At 53.0% G+C, this 26,887-nt stretch carries 29 protein-coding genes; 15 read left to right on the top strand and 14 right to left on the bottom strand.

Features of this window, described 5'->3' with window-relative positions:
- Positions 1-2: 2 nt before the first annotated feature.
- From ACFX4O_RS20250 to ACFX4O_RS20215, 8 genes are all read right to left on the bottom strand, one after another.
- On the bottom strand, positions 3-1,178 hold the full coding sequence (locus tag ACFX4O_RS20250; protein WP_380210726.1) for a ParB N-terminal domain-containing protein: 1,176 nt from the start codon (positions 1,176-1,178) through the stop codon (positions 3-5).
- Between the two features lie 158 nt (positions 1,179-1,336).
- A complete protein-coding gene (locus tag ACFX4O_RS20245) occupies positions 1,337-3,613 on the bottom strand; it encodes a replication endonuclease (RefSeq protein WP_380210725.1) in 2,277 nt (758 codons plus the stop codon).
- A complete protein-coding gene (locus ACFX4O_RS20240) occupies positions 3,603-3,878 on the bottom strand; it encodes a DUF5405 family protein (protein ID WP_088237007.1) in 276 nt (91 codons plus the stop codon). Before ACFX4O_RS20240 ends, ACFX4O_RS20245 begins: the two co-directional genes overlap by 11 nt.
- Positions 3,875-4,099: a TraR/DksA C4-type zinc finger protein gene (locus tag ACFX4O_RS20235; RefSeq protein WP_380210724.1), complete on the bottom strand. Its 225-nt coding sequence runs from the start codon at positions 4,097-4,099 to the stop codon at positions 3,875-3,877. Before ACFX4O_RS20235 ends, ACFX4O_RS20240 begins: the two co-directional genes overlap by 4 nt.
- Before the next feature lie 3 nt (positions 4,100-4,102).
- A complete protein-coding gene (locus tag ACFX4O_RS20230) occupies positions 4,103-4,399 on the bottom strand; it encodes a DUF5405 family protein (RefSeq protein ID WP_380210722.1) in 297 nt (98 codons plus the stop codon).
- Complete coding sequence (locus tag ACFX4O_RS20225; protein ID WP_380210721.1) at positions 4,399-4,623, bottom strand: DUF2732 family protein; 225 nt, start codon at positions 4,621-4,623, stop codon at positions 4,399-4,401. The genes ACFX4O_RS20230 and ACFX4O_RS20225 overlap by 1 nt, the downstream gene beginning before the upstream one ends.
- A gap of 63 nt (positions 4,624-4,686) precedes the next feature.
- A complete protein-coding gene (locus ACFX4O_RS20220; protein WP_380210719.1) occupies positions 4,687-5,187 on the bottom strand; it encodes a replication protein B in 501 nt (166 codons plus the stop codon).
- Positions 5,188-5,356: 169 nt separating this feature from the next.
- Positions 5,357-5,629: a Cox family DNA-binding protein gene (locus ACFX4O_RS20215; protein WP_088237003.1), complete on the bottom strand. Its 273-nt coding sequence runs from the start codon at positions 5,627-5,629 to the stop codon at positions 5,357-5,359.
- 148 nt (positions 5,630-5,777) lie between these two features.
- Here ACFX4O_RS20215 and ACFX4O_RS20210 point away from each other — a divergent pair, with 148 nt between their 5' ends.
- Together ACFX4O_RS20210 and ACFX4O_RS20205 are read left to right on the top strand one after the other, a co-directional pair.
- The gene (locus ACFX4O_RS20210; RefSeq protein ID WP_088237002.1) at positions 5,778-6,071 is read left to right on the top strand and encodes a DNA-binding transcriptional regulator; all 294 of its coding nucleotides are present in this window, start codon (positions 5,778-5,780) and stop codon (positions 6,069-6,071) included.
- A gap of 69 nt (positions 6,072-6,140) precedes the next feature.
- Entirely contained in the window at positions 6,141-7,121 is a 981-nt protein-coding gene (locus tag ACFX4O_RS20205) for a tyrosine-type recombinase/integrase (protein WP_088237001.1), read from the top strand.
- Positions 7,122-7,305: 184 nt separating this feature from the next.
- Here ACFX4O_RS20205 and cpxP read toward each other — a convergent pair whose 3' ends face one another.
- Positions 7,306-7,809, bottom strand: a complete 504-nt coding sequence (gene cpxP / locus ACFX4O_RS20200) for a cell-envelope stress modulator CpxP (protein WP_131412959.1) — start codon at positions 7,807-7,809, stop codon at positions 7,306-7,308.
- Between the two features lie 151 nt (positions 7,810-7,960).
- Between cpxP and cpxR the strand changes: the two genes are divergently transcribed.
- Both cpxR and cpxA read left to right on the top strand, forming a co-directional pair.
- Entirely contained in the window at positions 7,961-8,659 is a 699-nt protein-coding gene (cpxR, locus tag ACFX4O_RS20195; protein ID WP_017459654.1) for an envelope stress response regulator transcription factor CpxR, read from the top strand.
- On the top strand, positions 8,656-10,029 hold the full coding sequence (gene cpxA, locus ACFX4O_RS20190; protein ID WP_017459655.1) for an envelope stress sensor histidine kinase CpxA: 1,374 nt from the start codon (positions 8,656-8,658) through the stop codon (positions 10,027-10,029). The genes cpxR and cpxA overlap by 4 nt, the downstream gene beginning before the upstream one ends.
- 34 nt (positions 10,030-10,063) lie before the next feature.
- Here the strand turns inward: cpxA and yiiM are convergent, their stop codons facing one another.
- On the bottom strand, positions 10,064-10,738 hold the full coding sequence (gene yiiM, locus ACFX4O_RS20185; RefSeq protein ID WP_380210711.1) for a 6-hydroxyaminopurine reductase: 675 nt from the start codon (positions 10,736-10,738) through the stop codon (positions 10,064-10,066).
- A 161-nt stretch (positions 10,739-10,899) separates the two neighbouring features.
- Between yiiM and ACFX4O_RS20180 the strand changes: the two genes are divergently transcribed.
- Positions 10,900-11,793: a dihydrodipicolinate synthase family protein gene (locus ACFX4O_RS20180; protein ID WP_380210709.1), complete on the top strand. Its 894-nt coding sequence runs from the start codon at positions 10,900-10,902 to the stop codon at positions 11,791-11,793.
- Between the two features lie 36 nt (positions 11,794-11,829).
- Here ACFX4O_RS20180 and kdgT read toward each other — a convergent pair whose 3' ends face one another.
- Entirely contained in the window at positions 11,830-12,813 is a 984-nt protein-coding gene (gene kdgT, locus ACFX4O_RS20175) for a 2-keto-3-deoxygluconate transporter (RefSeq protein WP_131412905.1), read from the bottom strand.
- 256 nt (positions 12,814-13,069) lie between these two features.
- Positions 13,070-13,690 carry a superoxide dismutase [Mn] gene (gene sodA / locus ACFX4O_RS20170; RefSeq protein ID WP_017459659.1) on the bottom strand — a complete coding sequence of 207 codons (621 nt, stop codon included), beginning with the start codon at positions 13,688-13,690 and terminating at the stop codon, positions 13,070-13,072.
- Positions 13,691-13,979: 289 nt separating this feature from the next.
- On the opposite strand from sodA, the gene rhaT reads away from it, so the two are divergent.
- Entirely contained in the window at positions 13,980-15,014 is a 1,035-nt protein-coding gene (gene rhaT / locus ACFX4O_RS20165) for an L-rhamnose/proton symporter RhaT (RefSeq protein WP_380210706.1), read from the top strand.
- Here the strand turns inward: rhaT and rhaR are convergent, their stop codons facing one another.
- Positions 15,015-15,863 carry an HTH-type transcriptional activator RhaR gene (gene rhaR, locus ACFX4O_RS20160; RefSeq protein WP_249880372.1) on the bottom strand — a complete coding sequence of 283 codons (849 nt, stop codon included), beginning with the start codon at positions 15,861-15,863 and terminating at the stop codon, positions 15,015-15,017.
- 73 nt (positions 15,864-15,936) lie between these two features.
- Positions 15,937-16,773, bottom strand: a complete 837-nt coding sequence (rhaS, locus tag ACFX4O_RS20155; RefSeq protein ID WP_380210703.1) for an HTH-type transcriptional activator RhaS — start codon at positions 16,771-16,773, stop codon at positions 15,937-15,939.
- Between the two features lie 299 nt (positions 16,774-17,072).
- Between rhaS (ACFX4O_RS20155) and rhaB the strand changes: the two genes are divergently transcribed.
- From rhaB to rhaM, 9 genes are all read left to right on the top strand, one after another.
- Positions 17,073-18,542 carry a rhamnulokinase gene (rhaB, locus tag ACFX4O_RS20150; RefSeq protein ID WP_380210701.1) on the top strand — a complete coding sequence of 490 codons (1,470 nt, stop codon included), beginning with the start codon at positions 17,073-17,075 and terminating at the stop codon, positions 18,540-18,542.
- Positions 18,539-19,798 (top strand): L-rhamnose isomerase, encoded by a 1,260-nt coding sequence (rhaA, locus tag ACFX4O_RS20145; RefSeq protein WP_017459664.1) that lies wholly within the window; start codon positions 18,539-18,541, stop codon positions 19,796-19,798. Before rhaB ends, rhaA begins: the two co-directional genes overlap by 4 nt.
- 65 nt (positions 19,799-19,863) lie before the next feature.
- Positions 19,864-20,694 (top strand): rhamnulose-1-phosphate aldolase, encoded by an 831-nt coding sequence (gene rhaD, locus ACFX4O_RS20140; RefSeq protein ID WP_131412915.1) that lies wholly within the window; start codon positions 19,864-19,866, stop codon positions 20,692-20,694.
- A gap of 82 nt (positions 20,695-20,776) precedes the next feature.
- Positions 20,777-21,763 carry a rhamnose ABC transporter substrate-binding protein gene (rhaS, locus tag ACFX4O_RS20135; protein ID WP_131412917.1) on the top strand — a complete coding sequence of 329 codons (987 nt, stop codon included), beginning with the start codon at positions 20,777-20,779 and terminating at the stop codon, positions 21,761-21,763.
- Between the two features lie 49 nt (positions 21,764-21,812).
- Positions 21,813-23,324, top strand: a complete 1,512-nt coding sequence (locus ACFX4O_RS20130; RefSeq protein WP_380210698.1) for a sugar ABC transporter ATP-binding protein — start codon at positions 21,813-21,815, stop codon at positions 23,322-23,324.
- Positions 23,324-24,328 (top strand): ABC transporter permease, encoded by a 1,005-nt coding sequence (locus tag ACFX4O_RS20125; protein ID WP_380210696.1) that lies wholly within the window; start codon positions 23,324-23,326, stop codon positions 24,326-24,328. The genes ACFX4O_RS20130 and ACFX4O_RS20125 overlap by 1 nt, the downstream gene beginning before the upstream one ends.
- Positions 24,325-25,347: an ABC transporter permease gene (locus ACFX4O_RS20120; protein ID WP_380210694.1), complete on the top strand. Its 1,023-nt coding sequence runs from the start codon at positions 24,325-24,327 to the stop codon at positions 25,345-25,347. The genes ACFX4O_RS20125 and ACFX4O_RS20120 overlap by 4 nt, the downstream gene beginning before the upstream one ends.
- A 62-nt stretch (positions 25,348-25,409) precedes the next feature.
- Positions 25,410-26,558, top strand: a complete 1,149-nt coding sequence (gene fucO / locus ACFX4O_RS20115; RefSeq protein ID WP_380210692.1) for a lactaldehyde reductase — start codon at positions 25,410-25,412, stop codon at positions 26,556-26,558.
- Positions 26,555-26,869, top strand: a complete 315-nt coding sequence (gene rhaM, locus ACFX4O_RS20110; protein ID WP_380210691.1) for an L-rhamnose mutarotase — start codon at positions 26,555-26,557, stop codon at positions 26,867-26,869. Before fucO ends, rhaM begins: the two co-directional genes overlap by 4 nt.
- Positions 26,870-26,887: the final 18 nt, after the last annotated feature.

Here is a 26,887-nt window from a genome sequence, read left to right as displayed (position 1 = left end):
AATTAAAAGCCCTCTGAATCATTCCCACTAATAGCTTCATTAATTGACGTTCTAAGAGACCTAAACTGCTTACTGATTTGCTCAAGGTAGTTATTTAATTCAATCGCATCTTGTCTTGGTAAATCTTCTCGACCAACTCTAGTAATACATTCATCTAACTTCCCTCTTATTTCAAGCATAAGATTGGTCAACCTGTCTCCAATTGGTTGAGTTAGATCATTTATTTCCTCAACGTCCTTTCCTTGTTTGAGAAGTACAATTTTTTCAGGTGAGGCCACTATTTCAGCTAATACACCTAAATTACGCGAGTCTCTAACTTGGGAGTTTTGCCCTTTATTTTTATTACCAAACATTGCTGTCATTAGCAATTTGGCGTTATCTAATTTTTTTTCATCAATTGGGCTAGATACTGTAGGGTCATCTGACAACCCAACAAAATCCTGAATGCTTTTATAGCCTAATAAGGTATATACCCATGAAAAAGGATAGCTGGTATTACTCCCGCGACCTTTTTTAACACTATCATCCTTATTATACTTACCAGCAGACTCCATCTGTTTTATAAAATTGTAACCTGACAAAAGCCTTTTGATAGTACTATTGCGATCCCCAATCATCGTTGAGATATCGCTAACATTCATATCGCCATCCTTGATGGTTCTAGCTATCCAAGCAGCTTTAGCGTATGAGTCCCAATCTTTAGTTGATACTATGTGCCTAACACCCAAATAAGAGATCAGCGATTTCTTATCAACGCCATCATCATCTTCAAACACTATAGCTGGAATGGGGTCTATCTTGGGTTGCCCATGAGAAATATATTTATCAATATACTGCTGATGTAAGTTAACCTGGTCTCTTGCTCTATCATCATTTTTTAGAATCAAGCAAGCAGCCAATCTCCTGTTGCCTTCCATTACAGTATATTTTTTATTACTATTTTTTCTTACAACCATCGGCTCAGCCGAAAAATATCCGTTAACAGCAATCGAGCTAATTACATCCGTGACGCCGTAGTTCTTAACTATATTATTTAAAACATCAACCTGAGTGTCTGCCGATGAAGAATCCTCTCCAAAGCGAGGGTTTTCAACATCGAGTTCTAAATCTTCGATGGATATATATTCAACTTCTTTGTGCCTTAATTTCTCTTCAACACCTGCTGTTTTCTTCTTCATACCGACTCCGAATTCCCACACCCATAGAGTTCAAACTATGTTTAATCCTTTTAAAATTTCACCACTTCTAACATAAAATGAACTTTTTCCCTATGATAACTTTAGCATACAGAGCAAAACAAGCGGCTGGGTCAGATTATAAAAGTTATTGAATTAAATCACATTTCCCACCCTGGCCAATCGGTCAGTAACTGATATTTGAATTCATTGCCCTCAACACAAACTGTCCCACCTCGAGCCAGCACTTCAAGCGCCCAGCGCTGCGGCGTAATGCCCTGCTGCGCTAACTCTAAGCGAATGCGTGGAATTTGCGCCCGCTCGGCCTTTGTCATTCGCCCTGATGGCGCTATCTGATGCGGTTTTAATGGCTCGTCGCTTCTTTGCTGGCGCTTTGGTCGCGGCGTGTCGTGTCTTAACGCACCTCTGAGCGCCGTCACGACTTCGGGGTCATCCCATGCGATAACTCCGCTATCAGCGAGATTTAACACCGCTGCGGCATGCTCAAACGGCGTAGGGGCAATAACCGGAACGTCACCGCCGGTGAGCTTTCCACAGTTATTGACAGGACTCCGAGGCGCGGCGATGCCGCTTTTTAAAGTCAAAGGCTCAACAGCTAAAAGCTTAGGAACAATGCGCCAATCCGATGATCGGGTAACGTGGACATGACGCGCTCCGAGGTGCGGTGCGTAAATACCGACCACACGCTCAATATCTTCCTCGTATGCGTTGACCTCATCAATAACGTTACGGGCTACGCGTACAGTCTGACTATCTCGCGGGATATTTGCCCCACCCTGTGCGGCGATATACAAATCAAAATCACCACTATCAGCCGCCGCGCGAGCCGCTTCGACACGCTCATCAAATTCATCAGCAACGCTAACGCCGCGAGGTAATTTTCGCAGCTCACGATATGCGCCCATTGTCGGCAAGCCAATCGGTTTAAACTGGGGAATTCGCCACGTTGACGCCCATGCGGTAACAGCCGCGGCCGTATCTTTTAATGGCTTTCCGGTATCATTATCGAGCTCGCCATCAAGTGCGTAACCGTCGATATTTTTTGCGATATATTTCGCTATGTACCCAGCCGCACCGCCTTTGTTCAGATGTTTGGCCTGAAAGCGATTACGTTTCGCCCCTGGCTCGTCGCCATCTTCTTTGAGGGCATAACGCCGCATAATTTCGGTGATGTCCTGGCGCTGGTGACGCTTACAAAAAAGCATCATATGCCAGTGTGGCGTGCCATCATGATGCGGCTCGACGACACGCATACCATAAACCTGTAAATCGTTATCTTTGAAAGCGGTGCGCATCAGGCTCCAGATACGGCATAGATAGCGCTGTCCATCCTTCGGAGTATAGGCCTCATCGTTCCAGCCGTGATTAAGCTGTACGGTCTTATCTTTACCCTTGCCGACCTGACGCGTCGGGTGATATTTCGACGGCGCGGTCAATGTGATAAACATCCCCACATCACCCTCGCCAGCGGCGTAACGCTCAATTCCTGCGATGGTATTCATAAGCTCCATGCGTCGTATCTCCGGGTTAGAAATACTCCCCATGACTTTGCTAATGAGATCAATACGCTCACCCGTCACCTTATTTTCCAGATCACAAGATTTGAGGTATTCAAGATTAGCCAGGCGGCGTGCATGCACATCGCGAATTGCACTTTTGCTGGCATACGGCGAGCGGTCTTTATTAACCTCACCAGCAGCAATTAAAAGAGCTTCATGCCAGCGCATACGCTGCGCTTTGAGTTGATTAATCCACCATTCATCGTTAATCAGCCGAGCCACAGCGGAAAAGGCCTGGCGGATTGTTATCTGCCCTTTTCGGTACTTCTTCCAGAAAAGCGGAGTGATATTGAAAGCACGAGCCGCACCAACGACATGACCGTAAAGATGAGACTGCGCCTCATCGGTAAAAAGCGATTCTTTACCGCCGTGCGCCTCCGCCCATGCATCGCTTAGCTCCTCGTACATAACGAAAAACTGCGAGGCGATACGCGCCGCGAATTTTTTCAGTTCCTTATCGTTCATCCCCGGCAAACGCGCATAATTTTCGCTTTCCGCCAGAAACAGCAACGACGCCTGAGTATTCATTTCGTTGCGCTGATTTACTCGCTCTATACGCGGCCATAAACGGCGTAAAAATGTCGACTTGAGAAAATAGAGCCCGTGAACCGGGCTTTTGTTGCGCCTGATGTACTCATAACGCGATGTGAAGAGGGAGCTTAAAAAGTAAGGTAGGCGGTCAATCTTGGACAAAACGCCTTGCACCTGACGCAGCTCGTCACGTGTAAGGGGTCTATCGCGTCCAATAGCATCACGCGGCGCGTTCCATGAGTAAGCACCGGAAAATTCTTTACCGGTGCCTTTTGCAAATGGAGGCGGCGGTGTAGGGGCGTAACGCCCCCGAGCTTCAACGCCCATTTGAACCGAAAGCCGTTAAGCATTGCTGACTGAGCCGCTCAACCTGCGTACTTAGTGCCTCAAATGAGGTGGCGTCGCCAGTGAAAAGATCGTGATACACCAAGCCGGATACGAGCTGGTTTAATTTGGGGTAGTAGCCGACAACATCGAGCCACTCCTTACCGGCATTCTTTCCTGTTTCAGCGGTCTTTTTTTCCTGCAAAATGAATTGAAAGCGATCACTGGTGACAACATAGCGTTCGCCAATCTCGATACGAATGCTCATATGTGTCCCCGATAGTGTTTTGCTTTCGCCTCGAGTGCTGACTGACAGTAAACACAGCGAGTAGCAGAGGGATAGACTGCACGGCGGTCAGCAGGAATCGGAGCTTCACACTCTTCACATACCAACGCAGCAGCGCCGCAGGGTTTTACCCGCGCGGCGTTAACCTGGCGGGTCAGTGACTCGGTCTGCCGTTCTTGAACGAGATCCATATAATCTGGCATTGGTTATCCTCTAATTCTGCTTAGTGTTTTAAATTCACTTACGCAGTGCGTAATGAGCTCGGTAGTTAATTCTGTAACTTCATCCAACGAGGAGATTTGCTTATGAAAAATCGCACGTTTAACTAGTAGATTTATTACGTCCGAAAGCAGTTTTAATTCACATGAATAAATAGCGATGACTGATTCAACCTTCGCACCGGTTTCCCTGTCGCGTTTAATATCAGCAAGCGAAAACTCGTCGTTTTTCAGGGGTGTGATTTTTAACCAGTTATTTAGTAATACGGTGTGTACGAGTGACATTAAAGGCACTCCTCGCGAGACAAGCCGATATTATGAAACTTGATTGACTCCTGACTGAGTAACTCGACAATCTCTAAACGAGACAACTCAGCACTTGTTATGTGGCGTATTAAGGCGTCAAGATGAGAAGAAAAGCGTGTAGCCGCGTCGGTCTGTGCTTCCGTTTTGGCCTGCTGTAGCATTAATGAGAATTTACCGCACTGCTTTCCTATTTCTGTATGCATGACTTTCTCCAGATAAAAAGAAGCCCCGCACAATTAAGTGCGTTAAAAATTAACGGTAATTATTTAATGTAGATATTGTTCAGGCTTAACCGAGGTTAATATTGTCGGTGCATGCTCAAAAAGGCCGAATAACTCCCGCAACGCTCGGAATAATTTATCGCGCCAATAACAGGAATCGTCATTAATGCGCCAGTAAGGCTGGTTAAATTCATTTTCTGTTAAACCAGCATGCATAAATAAAGTTCGTCGCTGACTTATTGTTAACCTGCCAATGTAAGCTGTTTGGCTGATACCAACCTGACGGAATCGGGAAAACGCAGCGCGTAACTCGTCAATTGCACAGATCAGGCGCTCGCGATCGACGTCGTTCATTTCTTCAAAACGCATGGTCGCATGACGCTGTTTCAACTGCGCATGAAAGCAAGCTGTTAAGCGCTCGCGCTCCATCATCTGATTATAAAAATCGCAAGAATCTTGCCAGCGAGGCACGGCCAGGTATTTGCTGACCAAACTGCGCAAACCGGCTGGCTGACCGGACACGATACCGAGAGTCATCACAGACATTTCCAGAACCTCCGGGATTTCAGAAAAGTAAAAACAGCGCTTAGAGTGCTCGGTTTTTTGGTGCGGATGATGATGCCTTTACGTCCCTTACCGTGGGTGATAGTGAAATCTATCGCCCTTGAACTTTCGTTACGTAATAGCTGAGCAATGCAACGAGGTTCATTCATAATCAAAGCCCCATCCACAACAGCCACGCGTCACGCTGCTCAACTGGTCTGTTGTAAAACGCTTCACGTACGCCGCGATTAAACTCAGGAATGAAAACCAGCTTATCGCCTGCGCGGGCATTCGGTTTAGATGGATCGCGAAACTCAACAACAGGCAACTTGTTCGCTTTCAGCATTTCAATGACTGCACTGCGTGGCTTTCCGAGTAATTCGGCGAACTTATCAGGATGTACCGCTTCAATTGGGTACTGGATCAAATAGTTATTTGCGTCCATAAAACACACCTCTCGTGCTAATCTTGTCGGATCCAGCCCCTTCAAAACCGCTCAGGAACGTTCCTGACGGGCTGGACTCACGCCCAAAATGGTACACATATAGGTTCCATTTGCGGGAAATTTAGGACACATATAGGTTCCATGTCAAATGAAATTAAGCGCGAAGGTAAAAGCCTTACGAGAAGCAGAGGGGTTAAGTCAGGCTAAGTTTTGCAAAATCATCGACTTGCCCCTTAGCACGTTGAAAAAGTATGAAACAGGTAATTTCGAGCCAGGAGGTAACGCTCTGCTCAAAATTACGACACACCCACAATTTCAGAAATATGCCCTTTGGTTAATGACTGACAAAACTGCCCCACAAGCTGGTCAAATCGCACCGGCTATCGCACACAATGGGCAAGAGCCAACAGAATCAAACCACTCAGAGAAACAGACTGGTTAACACTATATAAACATTACATTTTCACCATTTGTTACCAAGATGGTGAATCCTGCGCCGGAGGGCTTTCTTATGGCAATTAAGAAGCTCGATGATGGTCGCTATGAAGTGGACATTAGACCGCGCGGGCGCGAAGGACGTCGCATTCGCCGGAAGTTTGAAAGAAAGGCCGAAGCTATCGCATTTGAGCGTTACACGCTGGCGAACGCACCCCAAAAGGAATGGGCTGGCCGACGGACTGACCGACGCACGCTAACCGAGTTGTTAGATGCATGGTGGCAATACCACGGGCAGAACCACGAACACGGAAAAAAAGAGCGAGGGCATTTGCTCAAAACCATCAATGGGCTGGGAGATCTGCCAGTCAGCAGATTAAGCAAGAAATGCCTGATGGATTACCGCTCAATGCGTTTACGGGAAGGTATCAGCGCAGCAACAATAAATCGTGATATGTACCGTCTATCGGGCATGTTTACGAAGCTGATCCAGTTAGAGGAATTTGCCGGGCAACATCCCGTACATGGTTTGCCTCCACTGGCAGAAGCCAACCCGGAAATGACGTTTCTGGATAAGTCAGAAATTGAAAAGCTGTTAGGAGTATTGAGCGGAGATGCTTTGCTCGTTGCCCTCGTCTGCCTCAGCACTGGCGGAAGATGGACAGAGGTAGCCACACTAAAACCGGCGCAAATAGCCAGTTGCAGGGTTACTTTTTTGAAAACGAAAAACGGCAAAAAGCGAACCGTGCCTATCTCAGCGCAGCTTGAAAAGAAAGTGAAAGAGGAATCCAGCGGGAAGCTGTTCAAAGTTGATTATGAAAAATTTTGCGGGGTCTTACGCAACGTGAAACCTGACATTCCACCCAATCAGGCAACACATATTCTGCGCCACACTTTCGCAAGCCATTTCATGATGAACGGGGGAAATATTATTGCCCTGCAACAGATTCTCGGGCATGCAAGCATTCAGCAGACAATGGCCTATGCGCACCTTGCACCTGACTACCTGCAAAATGCTGTTGCGTTGAATCCTCTGAATGGCGGGGTGACGCTGTAAAAGGCTTTTCTGAGTGTCCACAAAGTGTCCACACTCAGGGAATTTTAAAACCCTTCCAAACCGTTACAGCTTTTTCTAAGTGGCTGTTATTCTTAGATTCAGGTGTAAGTGATTGATAAAAAAAACCCCCACATCATGTGGGGGAAGACAGGGATGGTGTCTATGGCAAGGAAAACAGGGTTTGTTACTGGTAATGCCGGGTACTACTGCTACTTAAAACTGTCGACGGAGAACTTTGCTGCATCTGTGCGACTTCACGCAGTTGCGTCATCCGTTGCTGGTGTTTCTGGTTTAAAACCGCTTGCTGCTGCGGCGTAAGCAGGTTGTACATCTGGTTGCGGACTTTCGCCATTTCAACCTGACGAGCTACCTGCTCCTGCGCCATTTTTTCTGCCTGAGCGCGCACAGCGTTTTCATCAAAATTTTCTGCGGTGACAAGGCGATGCATTGTCTCCATTTCGCTAACATTAACAGGAGGCTGATCGTGCCGCGCCTGTCTCATTAAATCCCGCATCTGCTGACGCTGATGTTCGGTTAAATTAATACCGTCAAACATATGGCTCTGAACACTGCGCTGTGCAAACCCATCAATCGGGTGCCAGTTATCGCCTGTTACGACGTCAGCAGCCTGGCTAACGGTGCTAAACGCCAGCGTTGAGGCCATGACGGCAGCGGTAACGATGCGCATCATTTACTCCAGTAACCTTTTCGTCTCACGATTCAACGATAATCAGTCTACGATTCAGGCTGCAAACATGCGTCAGGGGGTGTAAAACAACGTAAAGTCATGGATTAGCGAGTCTCGATGACGTAATTTCTGCCTCGGAGGTATTTAAACAATGAATAAAATCCTTTTAGTAGATGATGACCGAGAGCTTACTTCCTTGTTAAAGGAGCTACTCGACATGGAAGGTTTCAATGTGCTCGTTGCCCATGACGGGGAGCAGGCGCTCGACCTCCTCGACGACAGTATCGACCTGCTTTTGCTTGATGTCATGATGCCGAAGAAAAACGGTATCGACACACTTAAAGAGCTACGCCAGACACACCAAACACCGGTCATTATGTTGACCGCACGCGGCAGCGAACTTGATCGCGTTCTTGGCCTTGAGCTGGGCGCGGATGACTATCTGCCAAAACCCTTTAACGATCGTGAATTGGTCGCGCGTATTCGCGCAATCTTGCGCCGCTCACACTGGAGTGAGCAGCAGCAAAACAACGATAACGGCTCGCCTACGCTTGAAGTAGACGCGCTGAGTCTTAATCCAGGTCGTCAGGAAGCCAGCTTTGAAGGCCAGGCGCTGGAACTGACCGGCACCGAATTCACCCTGCTTTACTTGCTGGCGCAGCACTTAGGCCAGGTGGTATCGCGCGAACATTTGAGCCAGGAAGTATTGGGTAAACGTTTAACACCGTTCGACCGCGCTATCGATATGCACATTTCCAACCTGCGCCGCAAACTGCCGGAGCGTAAAGATGGGCATCCGTGGTTTAAAACTCTGCGCGGTCGCGGTTATCTGATGGTGTCTGCTTCATGATAGGAAGTTTGACCGCCCGCATCTTTGCCATTTTCTGGTTAACGCTGGCGCTGGTATTGATGCTGGTTTTGATGGTGCCAAAGCTGGACTCCCGTCAGATGACGGAGTTGCTGGACAGCGAGCAGCGTCAGGGCGTGATGATTGAACAGCATGTTGAAGCGGAATTGTCGAACGACCCGCCGAACGACCTGATGTGGTGGCGCAGGCTTTTTCGCGCCATCGACAAATGGGCGCCGCCAGGCCAACGTCTGCTGCTGGTGACCAGCGAAGGGCGCGTTATTGGCGCCGAACGCAACGAGATGCAAATCATCCGTAACTTCATCGGCCAGGCGGATAACTCCGACCATCCGCAGAAGAAAAAATATGGCCGGGTCGAAATGGTGGGGCCTTTCTCCGTTCGTGACGGAGAAGATAACTACCAACTCTATCTGATTCGCCCAGCCAGCAGTTCGCAATCTGACTTTATCAACCTGTTGTTTGACCGCCCGCTATTGCTGCTGATTGTCACCATGCTTATCAGCTCGCCGCTGCTGTTGTGGCTGGCGTGGAGCCTGGCGAAACCGGCGCGGAAGCTGAAAAATGCGGCGGATGAAGTGGCGCAAGGCAACTTGCGGCAGCATCCGGAACTGGAATCGGGGCCGCAGGAGTTTCTGGCCGCCGGAGCCAGTTTCAACCAGATGGTGACGGCGCTTGAACGCATGATGACCGCACAGCAGCGCCTGCTTTCTGATATCTCACACGAACTGCGTACACCGCTCACACGTTTACAGCTCGGCACCGCTCTGCTGCGTCGCCGCAGCGGCGAAAGCAAAGAGCTGGAGCGCATTGAAACTGAGGCGCAGCGGCTGGACAGCATGATCAACGATCTGCTGGTAATGTCGCGCAATCAGCAGAAAAACGCGCTGGTCAGCGAAACGGTGAAAGCCAATCAGATGTGGAATGAGGTGCTGGATAACGCGGCGTTTGAAGCGGAGCAGATGGGCAAATCCCTGACCATCAATTTCCCGCCGGGCCCGTGGCCGCTATACGGTAACCCCAGCGCGCTGGAAAGTGCGGTCGAAAACATCGTGCGTAACGCGCTGCGTTACTCGCACAGCAAAATCGAAGTCAGTTTCGCGGTGGATAAAGACGGCATCACCATTAACGTGGATGATGACGGCCCCGGCGTCAGCCCGGAAGACAGGGAACAGATTTTCCGCCCGTTCTACCGCACCGATGAAGCGCGCGATCGCGAGTCCGGCGGCACGGGCCTTGGGCTGGCGATTGTCGAAACCGCGATCCAGCAGCATCGAGGTTGGGTAAAAGCAGACGACAGCCCACTCGGCGGTTTGCGCCTGACGATATGGCTGCCGTTATATAAACGCGCTTGATAACTCGCCTCCTCCGCTCATCGGAGGGGGCGTTTTATTTTCCCAACAATCGACGTGAATTATCTTCAATCTTGCCACTCAAGCGCCGCTTTTGCATCGTACGCGTCCAGCTCGCCGACAATCCCGCAGCCGCCAGTAAGCGATGATACTGCTCATCGTCAAACGGCTGAAACCAGGCAATTGCCGCCGCGTCATAAACACTGACATCACTTACGCGTGAAACCAGTTCCAGCGGCGCTTCCGCCGAAACATTGCCGCCGGCAATCACCCGATAAAGCCAACCAATGCGGCCACTGGACTGCATCTGCGCTGACATGTCGCTGATGCCAAAGTGGAAATTGAGTTTGAAACAGGGCGAACGCGGCTGCGTCACCTGAATCAGCGCGTCGCCCCAGCGAAAGATATCGCCGATAAACACATTTTTCTCTGTCAGGCCACGGGTGGAAAGATTCTCGCCAAATGCGGGCGCGCAAAACAACGCCGCTTGCTGTGGGAACATTTGCGCCCAGTGTGCATAGTGCTCTCGCGGGTAGTGGCACAATGCGCGATCTGTCCCGCCGTGGTAACTTTTCTCCGCCTGCTCGTCCCCGGCGATACCGGTTTCGGTCAGCGTCAATTCGCCTTCTACCTGCAATTTCGCAATTGCGCTCGGTCGGCTGCCCTGATAATCCCTTATTTTTCCTACAAATACTTCAACCGGATGTTGCATATTCCCTCCAACAGGCTTCGTTTATCGCGTTATTACACCACAATTGTTCTCAGACCTAACCTGCAAAAATGAGACATTCGTGCACGTGCGCACTCCGACGCCGTGCTATCACTGACCTTACGCTTTTGAAACATAATTTCATTAATCGAGGAGACAGTGACGTGACGCGTACAACCCCATTCTCCGGCGTCTGGTGCCCTTCCATCACGCCGATGGACAGTGAAGGCAACATCGATCTCAATGGATTAAAGCAGCACATTACCCGCCTGACGGCGGCGAAAATCGACGTGGTGTTACTAATGGGCAGTATTGGCGAGTTCGCCTCTTTCACACTGGATGAACGGGTGATGTTGATCCGTGAAGCGCGCGGTATGTCGCCCATTTCGATGGTCGCTAACGTCTCTTCCACCTGCTTTAACGACATCCTGTGGCTGGCCGATGAAGCCTACCGCACCGGCTATGAAGCGGTGATGGTGCTGCCGCCTTATTACTATGGGCAAACCAGCAACCAGCTTTTAAGCTACTTCCGCGCGCTGGGCAAAGCGATCAGCGGAAAATGGTTTGCTTATAACTTCCCGGCGCGAACCGGCTGCGATTTAACTCCTGACCTGGTGGCGACACTGGCCGCCGAATTCCCCGATTTTGCGGGCATCAAAGACACCGTTGATTGCCAGTCGCACACCCGTAATATGATTCTGGCGACCAATAACGTGCGCGATGATTTCGCGGTGCTGTGCGGTTACGACGAATACTTTATTCCCAATCTGCTGGCAGGCGGCGCAGGCGTGATTTCAGGCTTAAACAATGTGATGCCGGAACTGTTCGTCACAGCACGGGAAGCGTGGCGGCAAGGTGATTTGGCAACGCTGCATCAGGTACAGCAAGAGATCGGTAAATTTATGGCCATCTACAGCATCGGCGACGATTTTGTTACCACCATCAAAACCGTGGTATCGCGTAAGTTTGGCTACAGCACGCCTGTCGCCCGTAACTTCGGCGGCGCCCTCAATGAAGCGCAGTGCAACATTATCGACAACGTGTTTGGCATTCAATGATGCAAAAGCCGACCTGTAAAGGTCGGCTTCATGTCGTTATTTGACAGTATTTCGTATCGACATTTCCGCTTCCGCCCCTTTCACTTTTCGTGACCAGACAGAGGTCAAAATCGGCACCAGGATCGAGGTAACAATCACAGAGGTTGCTACCAGCGCGGTCGCCGCCGGCGCCATCGCTTTGAAATCCGGCACCATTTCAGCAATCAGCACCGGCGTCGCCACCGCAGCACCTGCCGAACTGGAGGCCGCCAGGCCCGCCGTTCCATCGCCGCCGCCAATCAGTTTATCGGCAATAATCAGCGGGATCCCGGTAATCACAATCACCGCAACACCCAGCAAAATTCCCAGCAGCCCGGTTTGTGCAATCACACTTAAATCGATGGTGTTGCCCAGCGCGAAGGCGAAGAACGGAATCAGCGTTTGCACCGCCTTGCTGAAGAACTCGCGCAGTTCCGGGTCGAGATTACCCAGCGCGAACCCCACGAGGAATGGCAGCACCGCGCCGACAAATACATGCGGTTCAAAAGAAGCGATACCGGCAGTACCGAGAATAATCATCGTCATTAATGGGCCGGATTCCAGCGACATCAGCACAAATGCCCCGGCCTCCTCTTTGGTGCCGTACTGCTGCATGATGGAGGCGTACAACCCACCATTAGTCATATCCATCGATGCCACCAGCGCCAGCGTCGACAGCCCGGCAAAAAAACCGGCTTCCACGCCGTGTTCCGGAATTAACCGCGACGCGATAGCCGCCACGACCCAGGCGACCACGATTTTCGTCACCACCAGCGTGCCGGATTTGCGCAGCACCGTACCCGTCGCACTCAGTTTGATCGACGCGCCCATGCAGAAAAACCACACCGCCAGAATAGGCACCGTGCCGGTAATCATACCGTTAGTGAATGAACCGAAGTATTTCCCTGCACCGGGCGCAAAAGTGTGGCACAAGGCACCGATGAACAATGGAACCAGCATCATCCCGCCAGGGATTTTTTCTATTGCACGCTTGATTTGCATATCTTCACCTGTAAAAACCATTCGATTTTTATGGCGCTGGCACTTCCGTTGAACGGAACAACAGCCGCGCGGATGAAGAGAGGGTAGACCGGGATTCAGAGGAGAAAAGTGATCGAACAATCATAACAAAACATTATTTCATTATTTTAGGATCGTCGTTCCTTATAGTTACTGGCAGGCTAAAAGATATAAAAAAACCCCGCCGGCAATGCCAGACGGGGCTTTGACTCACGCTCTAAGGCGTGACGAAAGCGGCTTATTTTTTCGCAGCAAAACGTGCAGCAGCTTCGTCCCAGTTCACCACGTTCCAGAACTCTTTAATGTAGTCCGGGCGGCGGTTCTGGAATTTCAGGTAGTAAGCATGTTCCCACACATCCAGGCCCACGATCGGGAAGCCAGACGCGCCAGAGATCGCTTCACCCATCAGCGGGGAATCCTGGTTAGCGGTAGAAACCACAGCCAGTTTGTCGCCTTTCAGCACCAGCCATGCCCAGCCGGAACCAAAGCGAGTCGCCGCAGCTTTTTCGAATTCAGCTTTGAAATTGTCCACGGAACCGAAATCACGCTCGATAGCGGCTTTCAGATCGCCCTGCAAGGTGGTGCCTTTTTTCAGGCCTTTCCAGAACAGGCTGTGGTTAGCGTGGCCGCCTGCGTTGTTGCGCAGTACGGTTTTTTTGTCTGCTGGCAGCTGGTCCAGTTTGGTGATCAGCTCTTCAACCGGCAGGCTGGCGAACTCCGGCAGGCTTTCCAGCGCGGCGTTAGCGTTGTTCACGTAGGTCTGGTGATGTTTAGTGTGATGGATTTCCATCGTCTGCTTGTCGAAATGCGGTTCGAGGGCATCGTATGCATACGGCAGAGCGGGCAGTGTATAGCTCATATTCATCTCCATTAAGGGTAAGCGGCTATTGTGTTAACGCCGCGTAAGCAGTTGGTTCATTATAGTTAATTAAATGATATTGAAAATGTTTATCAATGCCGTAGTTTTTATAAGGTTATAACTTTTGGTTATGTTATTGAAATTGTGAAGCCGCTCACCCTCATCACGCGCTCATTGCCAGCCTGCAGCGCAACGCGGCAAACGCCTCAAGGTTAATCCTCTGACCGATTTTTACACTCATCAGGTCGGCTGCTCGTATCCCGGCGATAAAAACAAAGAGGATTGTGAAATGAGTAACGCGATTACGATGGGTATTTTTTGGCATTTGATAGGTGCAGCCAGTGCAGCCTGTTTCTATGCCCCGTTTAAAAAGGTAAGAAATTGGTCCTGGGAAACCATGTGGTCAATCGGCGGCATCGTCTCCTGGTTGATTCTTCCCTGGACTATCAGCGCGTTGTTATTGCCTGATTTTTGGGCTTATTTCAGTTCGTTTAGCGCTTCAACTCTGCTGCCGGTGTTTCTTTTCGGCGCAATGTGGGGCATCGGAAACATCAACTATGGCCTAACCATGCGCTACTTAGGCATGTCGATGGGCATTGGTATCGCCATTGGCATTACGCTGATTGTCGGTACGTTGATGACGCCGATCCTCAACGGTCACTTCGACGTGCTGATCAACACCGAAGGCGGTCGGATGACGCTGCTGGGCGTGCTGGTAGCGTTGATTGGCGTTGGCATTGTCACCCGCGCTGGTCAGTTGAAAGAGCGCAAAATGGGCATCAAAGCCGAAGAGTTCAACCTGAGAAAAGGGTTAGCGCTGGCGGTGATGTGCGGCGTGTTCTCTGCCGGGATGTCCTTTGCGATGAACGCCGCCAAACCAATGCACGAAGCCGCCGCCGCACTGGGTATCGATCCGCTCTACACTGCGCTACCAAGTTATGTGGTGATCATGGGCGGCGGTGCGCTGGTCAACCTGAGCTTCTGCTTTATCCGCCTGGCAAAAGTGAAAGATCTGTCGGTAAAAGCCGACTTCTCGCTGGCAAAAGGGCTGATCATCAGCAATATCCTGCTTTCCGCACTGGGTGGCCTGATGTGGTATCTGCAATTTTTCTTCTACGCCTGGGGTCACGCCAGCATTCCGGGGCAGTATGACTACATCAGTTGGATGCTGCATATGAGCTTCTATGTGCTATGCGGTGGGCTGGTTGGTCTGGTGCTAAAAGAGTGGAAAAACGCCGGACGACAACCGGTAAGTGTGCTGAGTCTCGGTTGTGTGGTAATCATTGTGGCGGCGAATATCGTCGGCCTCGGCATGGCGAGCTAATCAGGCAGCAACCCGGCTACGATGACGCCACTGACCTGGCGTCATCCCTACCTCACGGCTAAACACCACCGAAAAGTAGTTACTGTCCTCAAAGCCACACTGCATGGCGATTTCACTGATCATCTGCTCGGAGTGCTGCAACAAAAATTGCGCGTGGCAAATGCGCAGCTGGCGCAAATAGTGGTTGATGGTCATCCCGGTTTGAGTGCGAAACTGCTGGCGCAGCGCCCGCTCGCTGCACTGTTCCTGTTCACAAAAATGCTCCAGCACAAAGCTGCGATTCAGGCTGCCGGAAAGCGCGGTGATGAGCTTATCCAGCAGCGTTTCGCTGTGGGTCGCGGCAAGGTTATCGGTGGCGAAACGGTGGCGTTTTAGGGTCATCACCAGTTGAGCAAACAGGGTTTCCGCCATCAGATTGGCCAGCGGATCGTCCTTCGCGCTCTCATGTTCCAGTTGCGTAATCACCTGCCGCGCCTGCGCCATTCCGCTGCTGCCAATGCGCCAGTGCGGGTTGGACGGCGCGCCGTTAAGCCCCGGAATATGCGCAGCCCAGTCGAGATTCAGCGTCAACCGGTCCGGGCAGTAGATAATGTTCTGCAACACCAGGTCATTAACCGAGGCGTAAGAGTGGCAATCTTCGGCGCGAATATAAAACAGGTCGCCGCGCGTAATGCGGTAAGGCCGGTCATTGAGCACGTGCAAGCCATTGCCGCGCCACACCATCACCAGTTCGCAGAACTCATGGGTATGTTCGGCAAAAACATTTTGCGGGTAGCGATCAGCCACCGCGACCGCCTGTCCGGCGCGCGGGAAAAAGTCTGCTTTACGAAGAATTAACTGACCAGCCACAACGCCACCTCTGCCGTGAACAACCTGACATTATTAGCGGAAGCCTGGCAAAAAATCGGTGATAGCCTTCTCGTTACTGAAGCAGCGTGTCGCGCCCCTGGCGGATATCGCGCGGCGACCAGTCAAACTCGCGGCGAAATAGCGTCGAAAAGTGGTTACTGTCGCCAAAACCGCAGCGAAAGGCGATACCGGTAACGCTCTCGTCGCTGTGGCGCAACATATGGCGCGCTTTAATCAACCGCAGGCGGTTTAAATAGCGCTGCGGCGTCATGCCGGTGGACTGTTTTAGCTGGCGATGCAGCGTACGCAACGACAAGGTGAACTGTTCCGCCAGCGACTCCCAGCAAATATCCTCTGCGAAGTGATCCTCCAGCCACAGCATCAGTTGATTCAGCCGCGCATCGCTGTTGCCCGCATCTTCCTGCTGGCTGCTTTTACGCAATAACACCAGCAATTGCATAAACAGGATCTCGCGGTTAGCAATGTCGTGCGTTGCCGCTTCACTGCCCATCTCTTCCATCTGGCTAATGATGCCGCGCACCAGCCCCAGCGTATGCTGGCTTACCCGCCAGTGCGACGGGTAATGCCCATCCTGCTCTTGCGGCAGCAACTGGTTCAACCCGGCAAGGAACTGGAACGCATCCGGCGAGCGGTACAGCACATTGGTCAAACAGAGATTATCGGTATGTTCATACAAATGGCGGTCATGATCGCGCACAAAACAGACCGTGCCGCCGCTGATGGTATAAGGCTGGCCATTAAACACATGAATCCCCGTTCCGTGTTCAACAATCACAATTTCATGAAAATCATGATGATGTTCCGGAAACGCCGCCTGGGGCAATCGCGGTTCAATGGCAACGGGTGATTTACCTGACGGAAAAAAATCCACGCTATGCAGTACGGTCATGATTGCCCCGGTCTTGAGAAATGTTCTCAAAATAGTAATTAAGGGTTTTCGACCTCACCTTAAATTTTCGACGCCGATTTGCGCATAGCCTGTCGTTTTTTCAAGAAACGACCGGAAAGATCGGGAAATGTGGTGAGAGTCACAATGGCCGAAAACCTCGCGATTACTGGAAACTGTGAACTCTCTCACGTTCACCTTTGCTTTCTTGCCAGCGCGAAATCGCCGCTGTCAGTAGCAAGAAGGTACAACTGTCCCGCCCTTTTTAGACTGTCCACAATGACTCTAAGAAGGACCCGATCATGACTTTTCGCCATTGTGTTGCGGTGGATTTAGGCGCCTCCAGCGGACGCGTCATGCTGGCGCGCTATGACCGCCAGAACCGCACGCTTTCGCTTCGCGAAATCCACCGTTTTGTAAACTGTCTGCAAAAAGTGGACGGCTTTGATTGCTGGGATATCGACGGCCTGGAAACTGAAATCCACCTCGGCCTGAACAAGGTTTGCGCCGAAGGCATACAGCCGGACAGCATCGGTATTGATACCTGGGGCGTCGATTACATCCTGATTAACCGCGATGGCCAGCGCGTCGGGCTGCCAATTGCCTACCGCGATAATCGCACCGATGGCGTGATGCACCGCGCGATGCAAAACCCCGGCAAAACCGATATCTATCGCCGCAGCGGCATTCAGTTTTTACCCTTCAACACTCTGTACCAGCTACGCGCGCTGGCAGAACAGCAACCGCATCTGCTGGAACAGGCCGACCATGCGCTGCTGATCCCGGATTACTTCAGCTACCGCCTGACCGGTAATCTCAACTGGGAATACACCAACGCCACCACCACACAACTGGTCAATATCAACACCGATAACTGGGATGAATCGTTACTGAGCTGGGCAGGCATTCCGTCTCGCTGGTTTGGCGCGCCAACCCATCCTGGCAACGTTATCGGCAACTGGATCTGCCCGCAGGGGAATGCCATTCCTGTCGTCGCCGTCGCCAGCCACGATACCGCCAGCGCGGTTATCGCCGCACCGCTGGAAAATCCCGACGCGGCGTATCTCTCTTCCGGCACCTGGTCACTGATGGGCTTTGAAAGCAAAACCCCGCACACCAGCGATGAGGCGCTGGCCGCCAATATCACCAACGAAGGCGGTGCCGAAGGCCGTTACCGGGTGCTGAAAAACATCATGGGATTGTGGCTGCTGCAACGCGTACTGAAAGAGCAAAACATCACTGACTTGCCTGCGTTGATCGCGCTCACCGAGCTGATCCCTACCTGCCAATTCGTGATTAACCCGAACGCGGATCGCTTTATCAACCCAGGCGACATGAGCGCCGAAATCCAGGCCGCCTGCCGGGAAGCGGGCCAACCCGTGCCGCAGAACACCGCCGAACTGGCGCGCTGCATCTTCGATAGCCTCGCGCTGCTGTATGCCGATGTGCTGAGCGAACTGGCTTTCCTGCGTGGCAAACCTTTTACCTGCCTGCATATCGTCGGCGGCGGCTGCCAGAACCAGTTACTGAACCAGCTTTGCGCCGATGCCTGCGGGCTGCCGGTAGTCGCCGGGCCGGTGGAAGCTTCGACGCTGGGCAATATTGGCGTGCAACTGATGACGCTGGATGAGCTAAGCAACGTCGATGATTTTCGCCAGCTGGTCACGGCTAACCATTCACTGATTACGTTTACCCCTAATCCTGATAATGAAATCGCCCGCTACGTCGCGCGCTTTCAACAAAAACGACAGACAAAGGAGCTTTGCGCATGACCACTCAACTTGAACAAGCCTGGGACATTGCTAAACAGCGTTTCGCCGCTGTGGGGATTGATGTCGAGGAGGCGCTGCGCCAGCTCGACAGGCTGCCGGTTTCCATGCACTGCTGGCAGGGCGATGATGTCGCCGGTTTCGAAAACCCGGAAGGCAGCCTGACTGGCGGCATTCAGGCTACCGGTAATTATCCGGGCAAAGCGCGCAACGCCACGGAATTACGCGCCGATCTGGAACAAGCGCTAAGCCTGATCCCAGGCCCGAAACGCCTGAACCTGCATGCGATTTATCACGAAGCCGAAACGCCGGTCGCGCGTAATGAAATCAAACCCGAACACTTCAAAAACTGGGTGCAGTGGGCAAAAGCCAACAATCTGGGTCTGGACTTCAACCCGTCCTGCTTCTCGCACCCGCTGAGCGCCGATGGCTTCACGCTTTCCCACGCCAATGACGAGATCCGCCAGTTCTGGATCGACCATGTAAAAGCCAGCCGCCGCGTTTCCGCCTACTTTGGTGAACAACTCGGTACGCCGTCGGTGATGAATATCTGGATCCCGGACGGCATGAAAGATGTCACCGTTGACCGTCTTGCGCCGCGCCAGCGTCTGCTGGCTGCGCTGGATGAAGTGATCAGCGAAAAACTGAACCCGGCGCACCATATCGACGCCGTGGAAAGTAAGTTGTTTGGCATCGGCGCAGAGAGCTACACCGTCGGCTCCAACGAGTTTTATATGGGTTACGCCACCAGCCGCCAGACCGCGCTGTGTCTCGATGCCGGTCACTTCCATCCAACGGAGGTTATCTCCGACAAAATCTCTGCCGCCATGCTCTATGTGCCGCGTCTGCTGCTGCATGTCAGCCGCCCGGTACGCTGGGACAGCGACCACGTTGTGCTGCTGGATGACGAAACCCAGGCCATCGCCAGCGAAATCATCCGCCACAAACTGTTCGACCGCGTACACATCGGGCTCGACTTCTTCGACGCCTCCATCAACCGCATCGCCGCGTGGGTGATTGGTACGCGCAACATGAAAAAAGCGCTGCTGCGCGCGCTGCTCGAACCGGTTGAGCAACTGCGCAAACTGGAAGCGGACGGCGATTACACCGCGCGCCTGGCGCTGCTCGAAGAGCAGAAATCCCTGCCGTGGCAGGCGGTGTGGGAAATGTACTGCCAGCGTCACGACACGCCAGCCGGTAGCCAGTGGCTGGAAAGCGTGCGGGCCTATGAGAAAGACGTATTAAGCAAACGTGGCTAATCGCTGTGCATTCATCAGCCCGGTAAGCGCAGCGCTACCGGGCAATAAACGGGAAACAGAAGACTATGCAGACCATTACCGATTCCTGGTTCGTCCAGGGGATGATCAAAGCCACCTCGGACGCCTGGCTGAAAGGCTGGGATGAACGCAACGGCGGCAACCTGACGCTGCGCCTGGAGGAGGCCGATATCACATCGTTCGCCGCTGATTTTCACCAGAAACCGCGCTATATCGCCCTGAGCCAGCCGATGCCGCTGCTGGCTAACACGCCGTTTATCGTCACCGGTTCCGGCAAATTTTTCCGTAACGTGCAGCTCGATCCGGCAGCAAATTTAGGTGTGGTGAAAGTCGACAGCGACGGCGCGGGCTACCACATTCTGTGGGGGCTGGAGCATGAAGCGGTTCCGACATCAGAGCTCCCGGCGCACTTTTTGTCGCACTGCGAACGCATCAAAGCCACCGGCGGGAAAGACCGCGTGATCATGCACTGTCATGCCACCAATCTGATTGCGCTGACCTACGTGCTAGAAAATACCTCTGATTTGATTACCCGCAAGCTGTGGGAAGGCAGCACCGAATGTCTGGTGGTGTTCCCGGATGGCGTCGGCATTCTGCCGTGGATGGTGCCAGGCACCGATGAAATCGGCCAGGCAACCGCCAAAGATATGCAAAAACATTCACTGGTGCTGTGGCCTTTCCACGGTGTGTTCGGCAGCGGGCCAACGCTTGATGAAGCCTTTGGCCTGATCGACACCGCCGAGAAATCCGCCGAGGTGCTGGTAAAAATCTATTCGATGGGCGGTATGAAACAGACCATCACGCAGCAAGAATTGATTGCGCTGGGTAAACGCTTTGGCGTGACGCCGCTGCAATCCGCATTAGATCTGTACCCATAACAACATCGCGCCCCGCTCACTGAGACGGGGCGAATCCTCACCTGCAAGCCCTACAAACACTAACTCTCGTGGAGTAAAAGCAATGAAAACAAAAGCAAGCTTAATCCTCACCGTTGCCATTCTGGCGTTGTCCGGTTCCGCTTTAGCTGAAGTAAAAATCGCCCTCGTGGCGAAATCTTTAGGTAATGGCTTTTTTGAAGCAGCAAACACCGGCGCACAGGAGGCAGCCAAAGAGCTAGGAGATGTCAAAGTGATCTACACCGGCCCGACCACTACCACGGCCGAAGCGCAGATCGAAGTGCTTAACGGGTTGATCGCCCAGGGGGTGGATGCGATCGCCATCTCCGCCAACGATCCCGACGCCGTGGTGCCGGTGCTGAAAAAAGCGATGCAGCGCGGCATTAAAGTCGTGTCGTGGGATTCCGGCGTGGCGAAAGCCGGACGCCAGATTCACCTCAATCCTTCCAATAACGCGCTGATTGGTGAAACCAACGTCAAACTGGCCGCCGATGCACTAAAAGCGCTGAACGTTGAAAAAGGCGATGTGGCCATTCTTAGCGCCACACCCACCTCCACCAACCAGAACATCTGGATTGCGGAGATGAAAAAGGTGCTGCCGAAGTACCCGTCGATTAACCTGGTGACCGTCGCTTATGGCGATGATCTTTCCGATAAGAGCTACCGCGAAGCGGTCGGCCTGCTGAAATCTTACCCGGACCTGAAAGTGATCGTCTCACCGTCGTCGGTCGGCATTGTCGCCGCAGCGCAAGCGGTAAAAGACCAGGGCAAGATTGGCAAAGTGTATGTCACAGGCTTAGGGCTGCCGTCTGAAATGGCGGGGGCCATTAAGTCCGGCGCGAGCAAAAGTTTCGCCATCTGGAACCCGATCGACCTCGGTTATGCCGCCACCTATTTAGCGGATGATCTGGTGAAAGGCACGGCGACCAAAGACGAAGCCAGCATGGGCAAACTTGGCAAAGTGAAACTGGACGCCGACGGCAGTGGTGCCATGGCTGAGCCGTTCGTTTACGACGCCAGCAACATTGATAAGTTCTCGAAGATTTTCTGATCCCTTCCTGCCCTCTTTTGCGGGAGAGGGCAAAAACTGGAGAACTATCATGACGGCATCCACCCCTCTGCTGTCGCTTAAGGGCATCACCAAAGTGTTTCCCGGTGTGCGCGCCCTTGAGAACGTACAGCTCGATCTCTGGCCCGGCAAAGTCACCGCGTTAATCGGTGAAAACGGCGCGGGGAAGTCCACGCTGGTCAAAGTGATGACCGGTATTTACCAACCTGACGCGGGCGAAATACTCTACAAAGCGATCCCCATTTCGCTCCCCACACCCGAGTCGGCGCATAAAGTGGGGATCACCGCCATTCACCAGGAAACGGTGTTGTTCGACGAACTCTCGGTGACTGAGAACATCTTCGTTGGGCAGTATTTATATAAAGGGCTGCTGAAAAAACTCGACTGGCCCGCCATGCACCAGCAAGCGCAGGCGATCCTCACCCGGCTGGAGGTGCAAATTGACCCGCGCGCGACGTTGAAAACATTGAGTATCGCCCAGCGCCATATGGTGGCGATTGCCCGTGCGCTGTCGTTTGAGGCGCAGGTGGTGATTCTTGACGAGCCGACCGCCGCGCTCTCGCAGCATGAGATCCTGGAGTTCTACCAAATCGTTGAACGCCTGAAGCAGGAAGGCAAAGCGATCCTGTTTATCTCGCACAAGTTTGATGAAATTTTTGAGCTGGCGGATCACTACACCATTTTGCGCGACGGGGTGTATGTCGATTCCGGCGCCATCAATGACATCACCGAAGCGCGAATGGTGGCGATGATGGTCGGGCGCGCCATTAATCAGAGCTGGCCGAAAGTGGCCTGCGCGCTCGGGGAAACCGTGCTAGAAGTACGCGATTTATGCCATCCCACCGAATTTGCCCATATCAACTTTTCGCTGCGCAAAGGCGAGATCCTCGGCTTTTACGGCCTGGTCGGTGCCGGACGCACAGAACTGATGCAGGCGCTTTCCGGCGTGTCACGCCCCTCTTCTGGCGACATCATCCTTAACGGACGAACAGTGCATTTCCGCCAGCCGGCGGATGCCATCAACGCCGGAATTGTCTGCGTGCCGGAAGAGCGGCAAAAGCAGGGCGCGATCATTGAACTGTCGATTGCCCAGAACATCAGCCTGCCGCAGCTCAGCAAGCTGAACCGTCATGGCGTGCTGAACGAAGCCAAAGAGTGGGCGCTGGCGGATGAGTACGCCAAACGTTTGCAGGTGAAAGCCTTTAGCTGGAAGCAAGCCGTAGAAACCCTCTCCGGCGGCAATCAGCAAAAAGTGGTGATCGGCAAATGGCTCGCTACCCATCCGGACGTGATCATTCTCGATGAACCGACGAAAGGCATCGATATCGGCTCCAAAGCCGCCGTACACCAGTTTATGTCTGAACTGGTGGCGCACGGGCTGGCGGTGATTATGGTCTCTTCCGAACTGCCGGAAGTGATGGGCATGGCCGATCGGGTGATCGTCATGCACGAAGGGCTGATGGTCGCCGAGTACCAGGCCGGTGAAGCGACGGCGGAAACCATCGTCAGCGCCGCCAGCGGTGCCGGGAAGGAGGCAGCATAATGTGGCAACAACTGCTTAAACATCGCGAAGCGCTGCTCGGCGGCGTGATTGTGCTGCTGGTGCTGGCTATCGGCAGCCGTGTCCCTTCGTTTATCAGCCCCGGCAACCTGGTGGAAATGTTCAACGACACCGCCATTATTATCATTCTCGCCCTCGGGCAAATGATGGTGCTGCTGACCAAAGGCATCGACTTGTCGATGGCGGCCAATCTGGCGCTAACCGGCATGATTGTCGCACTCATTAATTTCCATCATCCGGATGTGCCGGTCTGGTCGTTACTGCTGCTGGCAACGGTGCTCGGGCTGGTGATGGGCATCATCAATGGTCTGCTGGTGTGGAAACTGGGTATTCCGGCGATTGTCGTCACGCTTGGCACCATGAGTATTTATCGCGGGATTATCTTTTTACTCTCCGGCGGCGGCTGGGTGAACTCTAATCAGATGGGCGCAGATTTTCTCGGCCTGCCGCGTGCCTCGGTGCTGGGTTTGCCGGTACTGAGCTGGTGCGCCATCGCCGTATTGCTGCTGGTGGGCTACTTCCTGCGTTACAGCCGCACCGGACGTGCGCTCTATACCGCAGGCGGCAACGCCACGGCAGCGTATTACACCGGTATCAACGCCGGGAAAATGCAGTTTATCAGCTTCTGCCTTTCTGGCGCCCTGGCGGGCTTTTGCGGCTACTTGTGGATCTCACGTTTTGCCGTGGCCTATGTCGACGTGGCTAACGGTTTCGAACTGCAAGTGGTTGCCGCCTGTGTGATTGGCGGCATCAGCACCATGGGCGGCACCGGGCGCGTACTCGGCTGTTTGTTCGGCGCGCTGTTCCTCGGCGTTATCAATAACGCACTGCCGGTAATTGGCATTTCGCCGTTCTGGCAGATGGCGATTTCCGGCACGGTGATCGTGATTGCAGTGCTGCTTAACGAGCGCGGTAACAAACGCAAAGGCCGCTTGATCCTGCGCGACGCGGCGCTGGCGCGACAAAAACAGGCGGTGAAACCATGAGCAAAATATTGACTTCCGAGCCCGTGAAAACTTCCGAGCCCGTGAAAAATACCCCTGCCGGGACACCGTTCTTTAAGCGCTTGTTGTGCTGGGAAGGTTTTTTACTGGCGGTAACGCTGGCGGTGTTTGTGGTAAACACTCTCGCGTCGCCCTATTTCCTCAACATCTGGAATCTCTCCGACGCGACATTCAACTTCACCGAAAAGGCGATCATTGTGTTGCCGATGGCAATGCTGATCATTGCCCGTGAAATTGACCTTTCTGTCGCCGCCACCATCGCGCTCAGCTCAACGGCGATGGGCTTTTGCGCCCAGGCGGGTATGGATACGCCGCTGCTGGTGTGCGTCGGTTTGGGCGTGGGGCTGCTGTGCGGATTGTTCAACGGCATTCTGGTCACGCGCTTCAACCTCTCTTCAATTGTGATCACCATCGGCACCATGAGCTTGTATCGCGGCATTACTTACATTTTGCTGGGCGATCAGGCACTTAATACCTGGCCTGCGAGTTTTGCGTGGTTTGGCCAGGGTTACGTGTGGGGCGCGCTGTCGTTTGAGTTTGCCTTGTTCATCGTGCTGGCACTGCTGTTTGCTTTTCTGCTGCACAAAACCAACTTTGGCCGCCGCACGTATGCCATCGGCAATAACCCGACTGGCGCGTGGTATTCCGGCATCAATGTGAAACGCCATAACCTGATCCTCTTTGCGCTGGTGGGGCTGATGGCGGGTCTGGCCTCGGTGCTGCTGACGTCGCGTTTGGGCAGCACGCGCCCGACGATTGCACTCGGTTGGGAGCTGTCGGTGGTGACGATGGCGGTGCTCGGCGGCGTCAATATTCTCGGCGGTTCCGGCAGCATGGTGGGCGTGATTATCGCCGCCTTCCTGATGGGGCTGGTGACCTTTGGCCTGAGCCTGCTCAATGTGCCGGGCATTGTGATGTCGATTATCGTCGGCGCGATGCTGATTGTGGTGATTTCGCTGCCGATCATTACCCGCCGCATTATGCAGCGCAGGCGTTTATGAATCCCTCCGGCGACAGGGCGTTTCGTCGCCGGTAAAAATCAAACAAAATAAAGGAGTTATATATGAGCTTTATGTTAGCACTACCCAAAATCAGCCTGCACGGCGCGGGCGCTATCGGCGATATGGTCAAGATGGTGGCGAACAAACAGTGGGGAAAAGCGCTGATTGTCACCGACGGGCAACTGGTCAAACTGGGTCTGCTGGACAGCCTGTTTGCCGCGCTGAAAGCGCATAACATGGCGTATCACCTGTTTGATGACGTGTTCCCGAACCCAACGGAAGCGTTGGTGCAGCAAGGCTATGCGGCTTATCAAAACGCTGCCTGCGATTACATTATCGCCTTCGGCGGTGGGAGCCCGATCGATACCGCCAAAGGGGTGAAAATCCTCACCGCCAACCCTGGCCCGTCAACCGCCTATTCCGGCGTAGGCAAAGTGAAAAACCCCGGCGTGCCGCTGGTCGCCATCAATACTACCGCCGGTACGGCGGCGGAGATGACCAGTAACGCAGTGATCATTGATTCCGCGCGTCAGGTGAAAGAAGTCATTATCGACGCCAATATTATTCCGGATATCGCCGTAGATGATGCCAGCGTGATGCTGGAGATCCCCGCCCCGATAACCGCCGCAACCGGCATGGATGCGCTGACCCACGCCGTTGAAGCGTATGTCTCTGTGGGCGCGCATCCGTTGACCGACGCCAATGCACTGGAAGCCATTCGCTTAATTACCGCGTGGTTACCGAAAGCGGTTGATGACGGTCACAACCTTGAAGCGCGTGAGCAAATGGCGTACGGCCAGTATCTTGCCGGTATGGCCTTTAACAGCGCCGGTCTTGGCCTTGTTCACGCGTTAGCGCACCAGCCGGGTGCCACGCACAATTTGCCACATGGCGTGTGCAATGCCATCTTGTTGCCGGTCATCGAAAATTTTAACCGTCCGAACGCCGTTGCCCGCTTTGCCCGCGTGGCGCAGGCGATGGGTGTCGACACCAAAGGGATGAGCGATGAAGCCGCCAGCATGGAAGCCATCAATGCGATCCGCGCCCTGAGCGCGCGCGTCGGCATTCCTTCTGGTTTCAGCAAACTGGGTGTGACTAAAGCCGATATCGAAGGCTGGTTGGATAAAGCGCTCGCCGACCCGTGCGCACCGTGCAACCCGCGAACCGCCAGCCGGGAAGAAGTGCGTGAGCTTTATCTGGAGGCATTATGATCCGCAAAGCCTTTGTGATGCAGGTGAATCCCGATGCGCACGAAGAGTATGAACGCCGCCACAACCCGATCTGGCCGGAGCTGGAAGCGGCGTTGAAAGCAGGCGGCGCGCACCATTACGCCATTTTTCTCGATAAAGAGCGCAACCTGCTGTTCGCTACCGTTGAGATTGAATCGGAAGCGCGCTGGAACGCCGTCGCTAACACAGAAGTGTGTCAGCGCTGGTGGAAACATATGCGTGATGTAATGCCTGCTAATCCGGACAACAGCCCGGTCAGCGCGGAATTAAAAGAAGTGTTCTATCTGGATTAAGCGTTAGCCCCCTTCGCA

It is taken from the genome of Kosakonia sp. YIM B13571, from assembly GCF_042788095.1.
GTDB lineage: Bacteria > Pseudomonadota > Gammaproteobacteria > Enterobacterales > Enterobacteriaceae > Kosakonia > Kosakonia quasisacchari.
The sequence above is the reverse complement of the archived record's forward strand: the minus strand, read 5'-3'. Positions and strand labels throughout refer to the sequence as shown.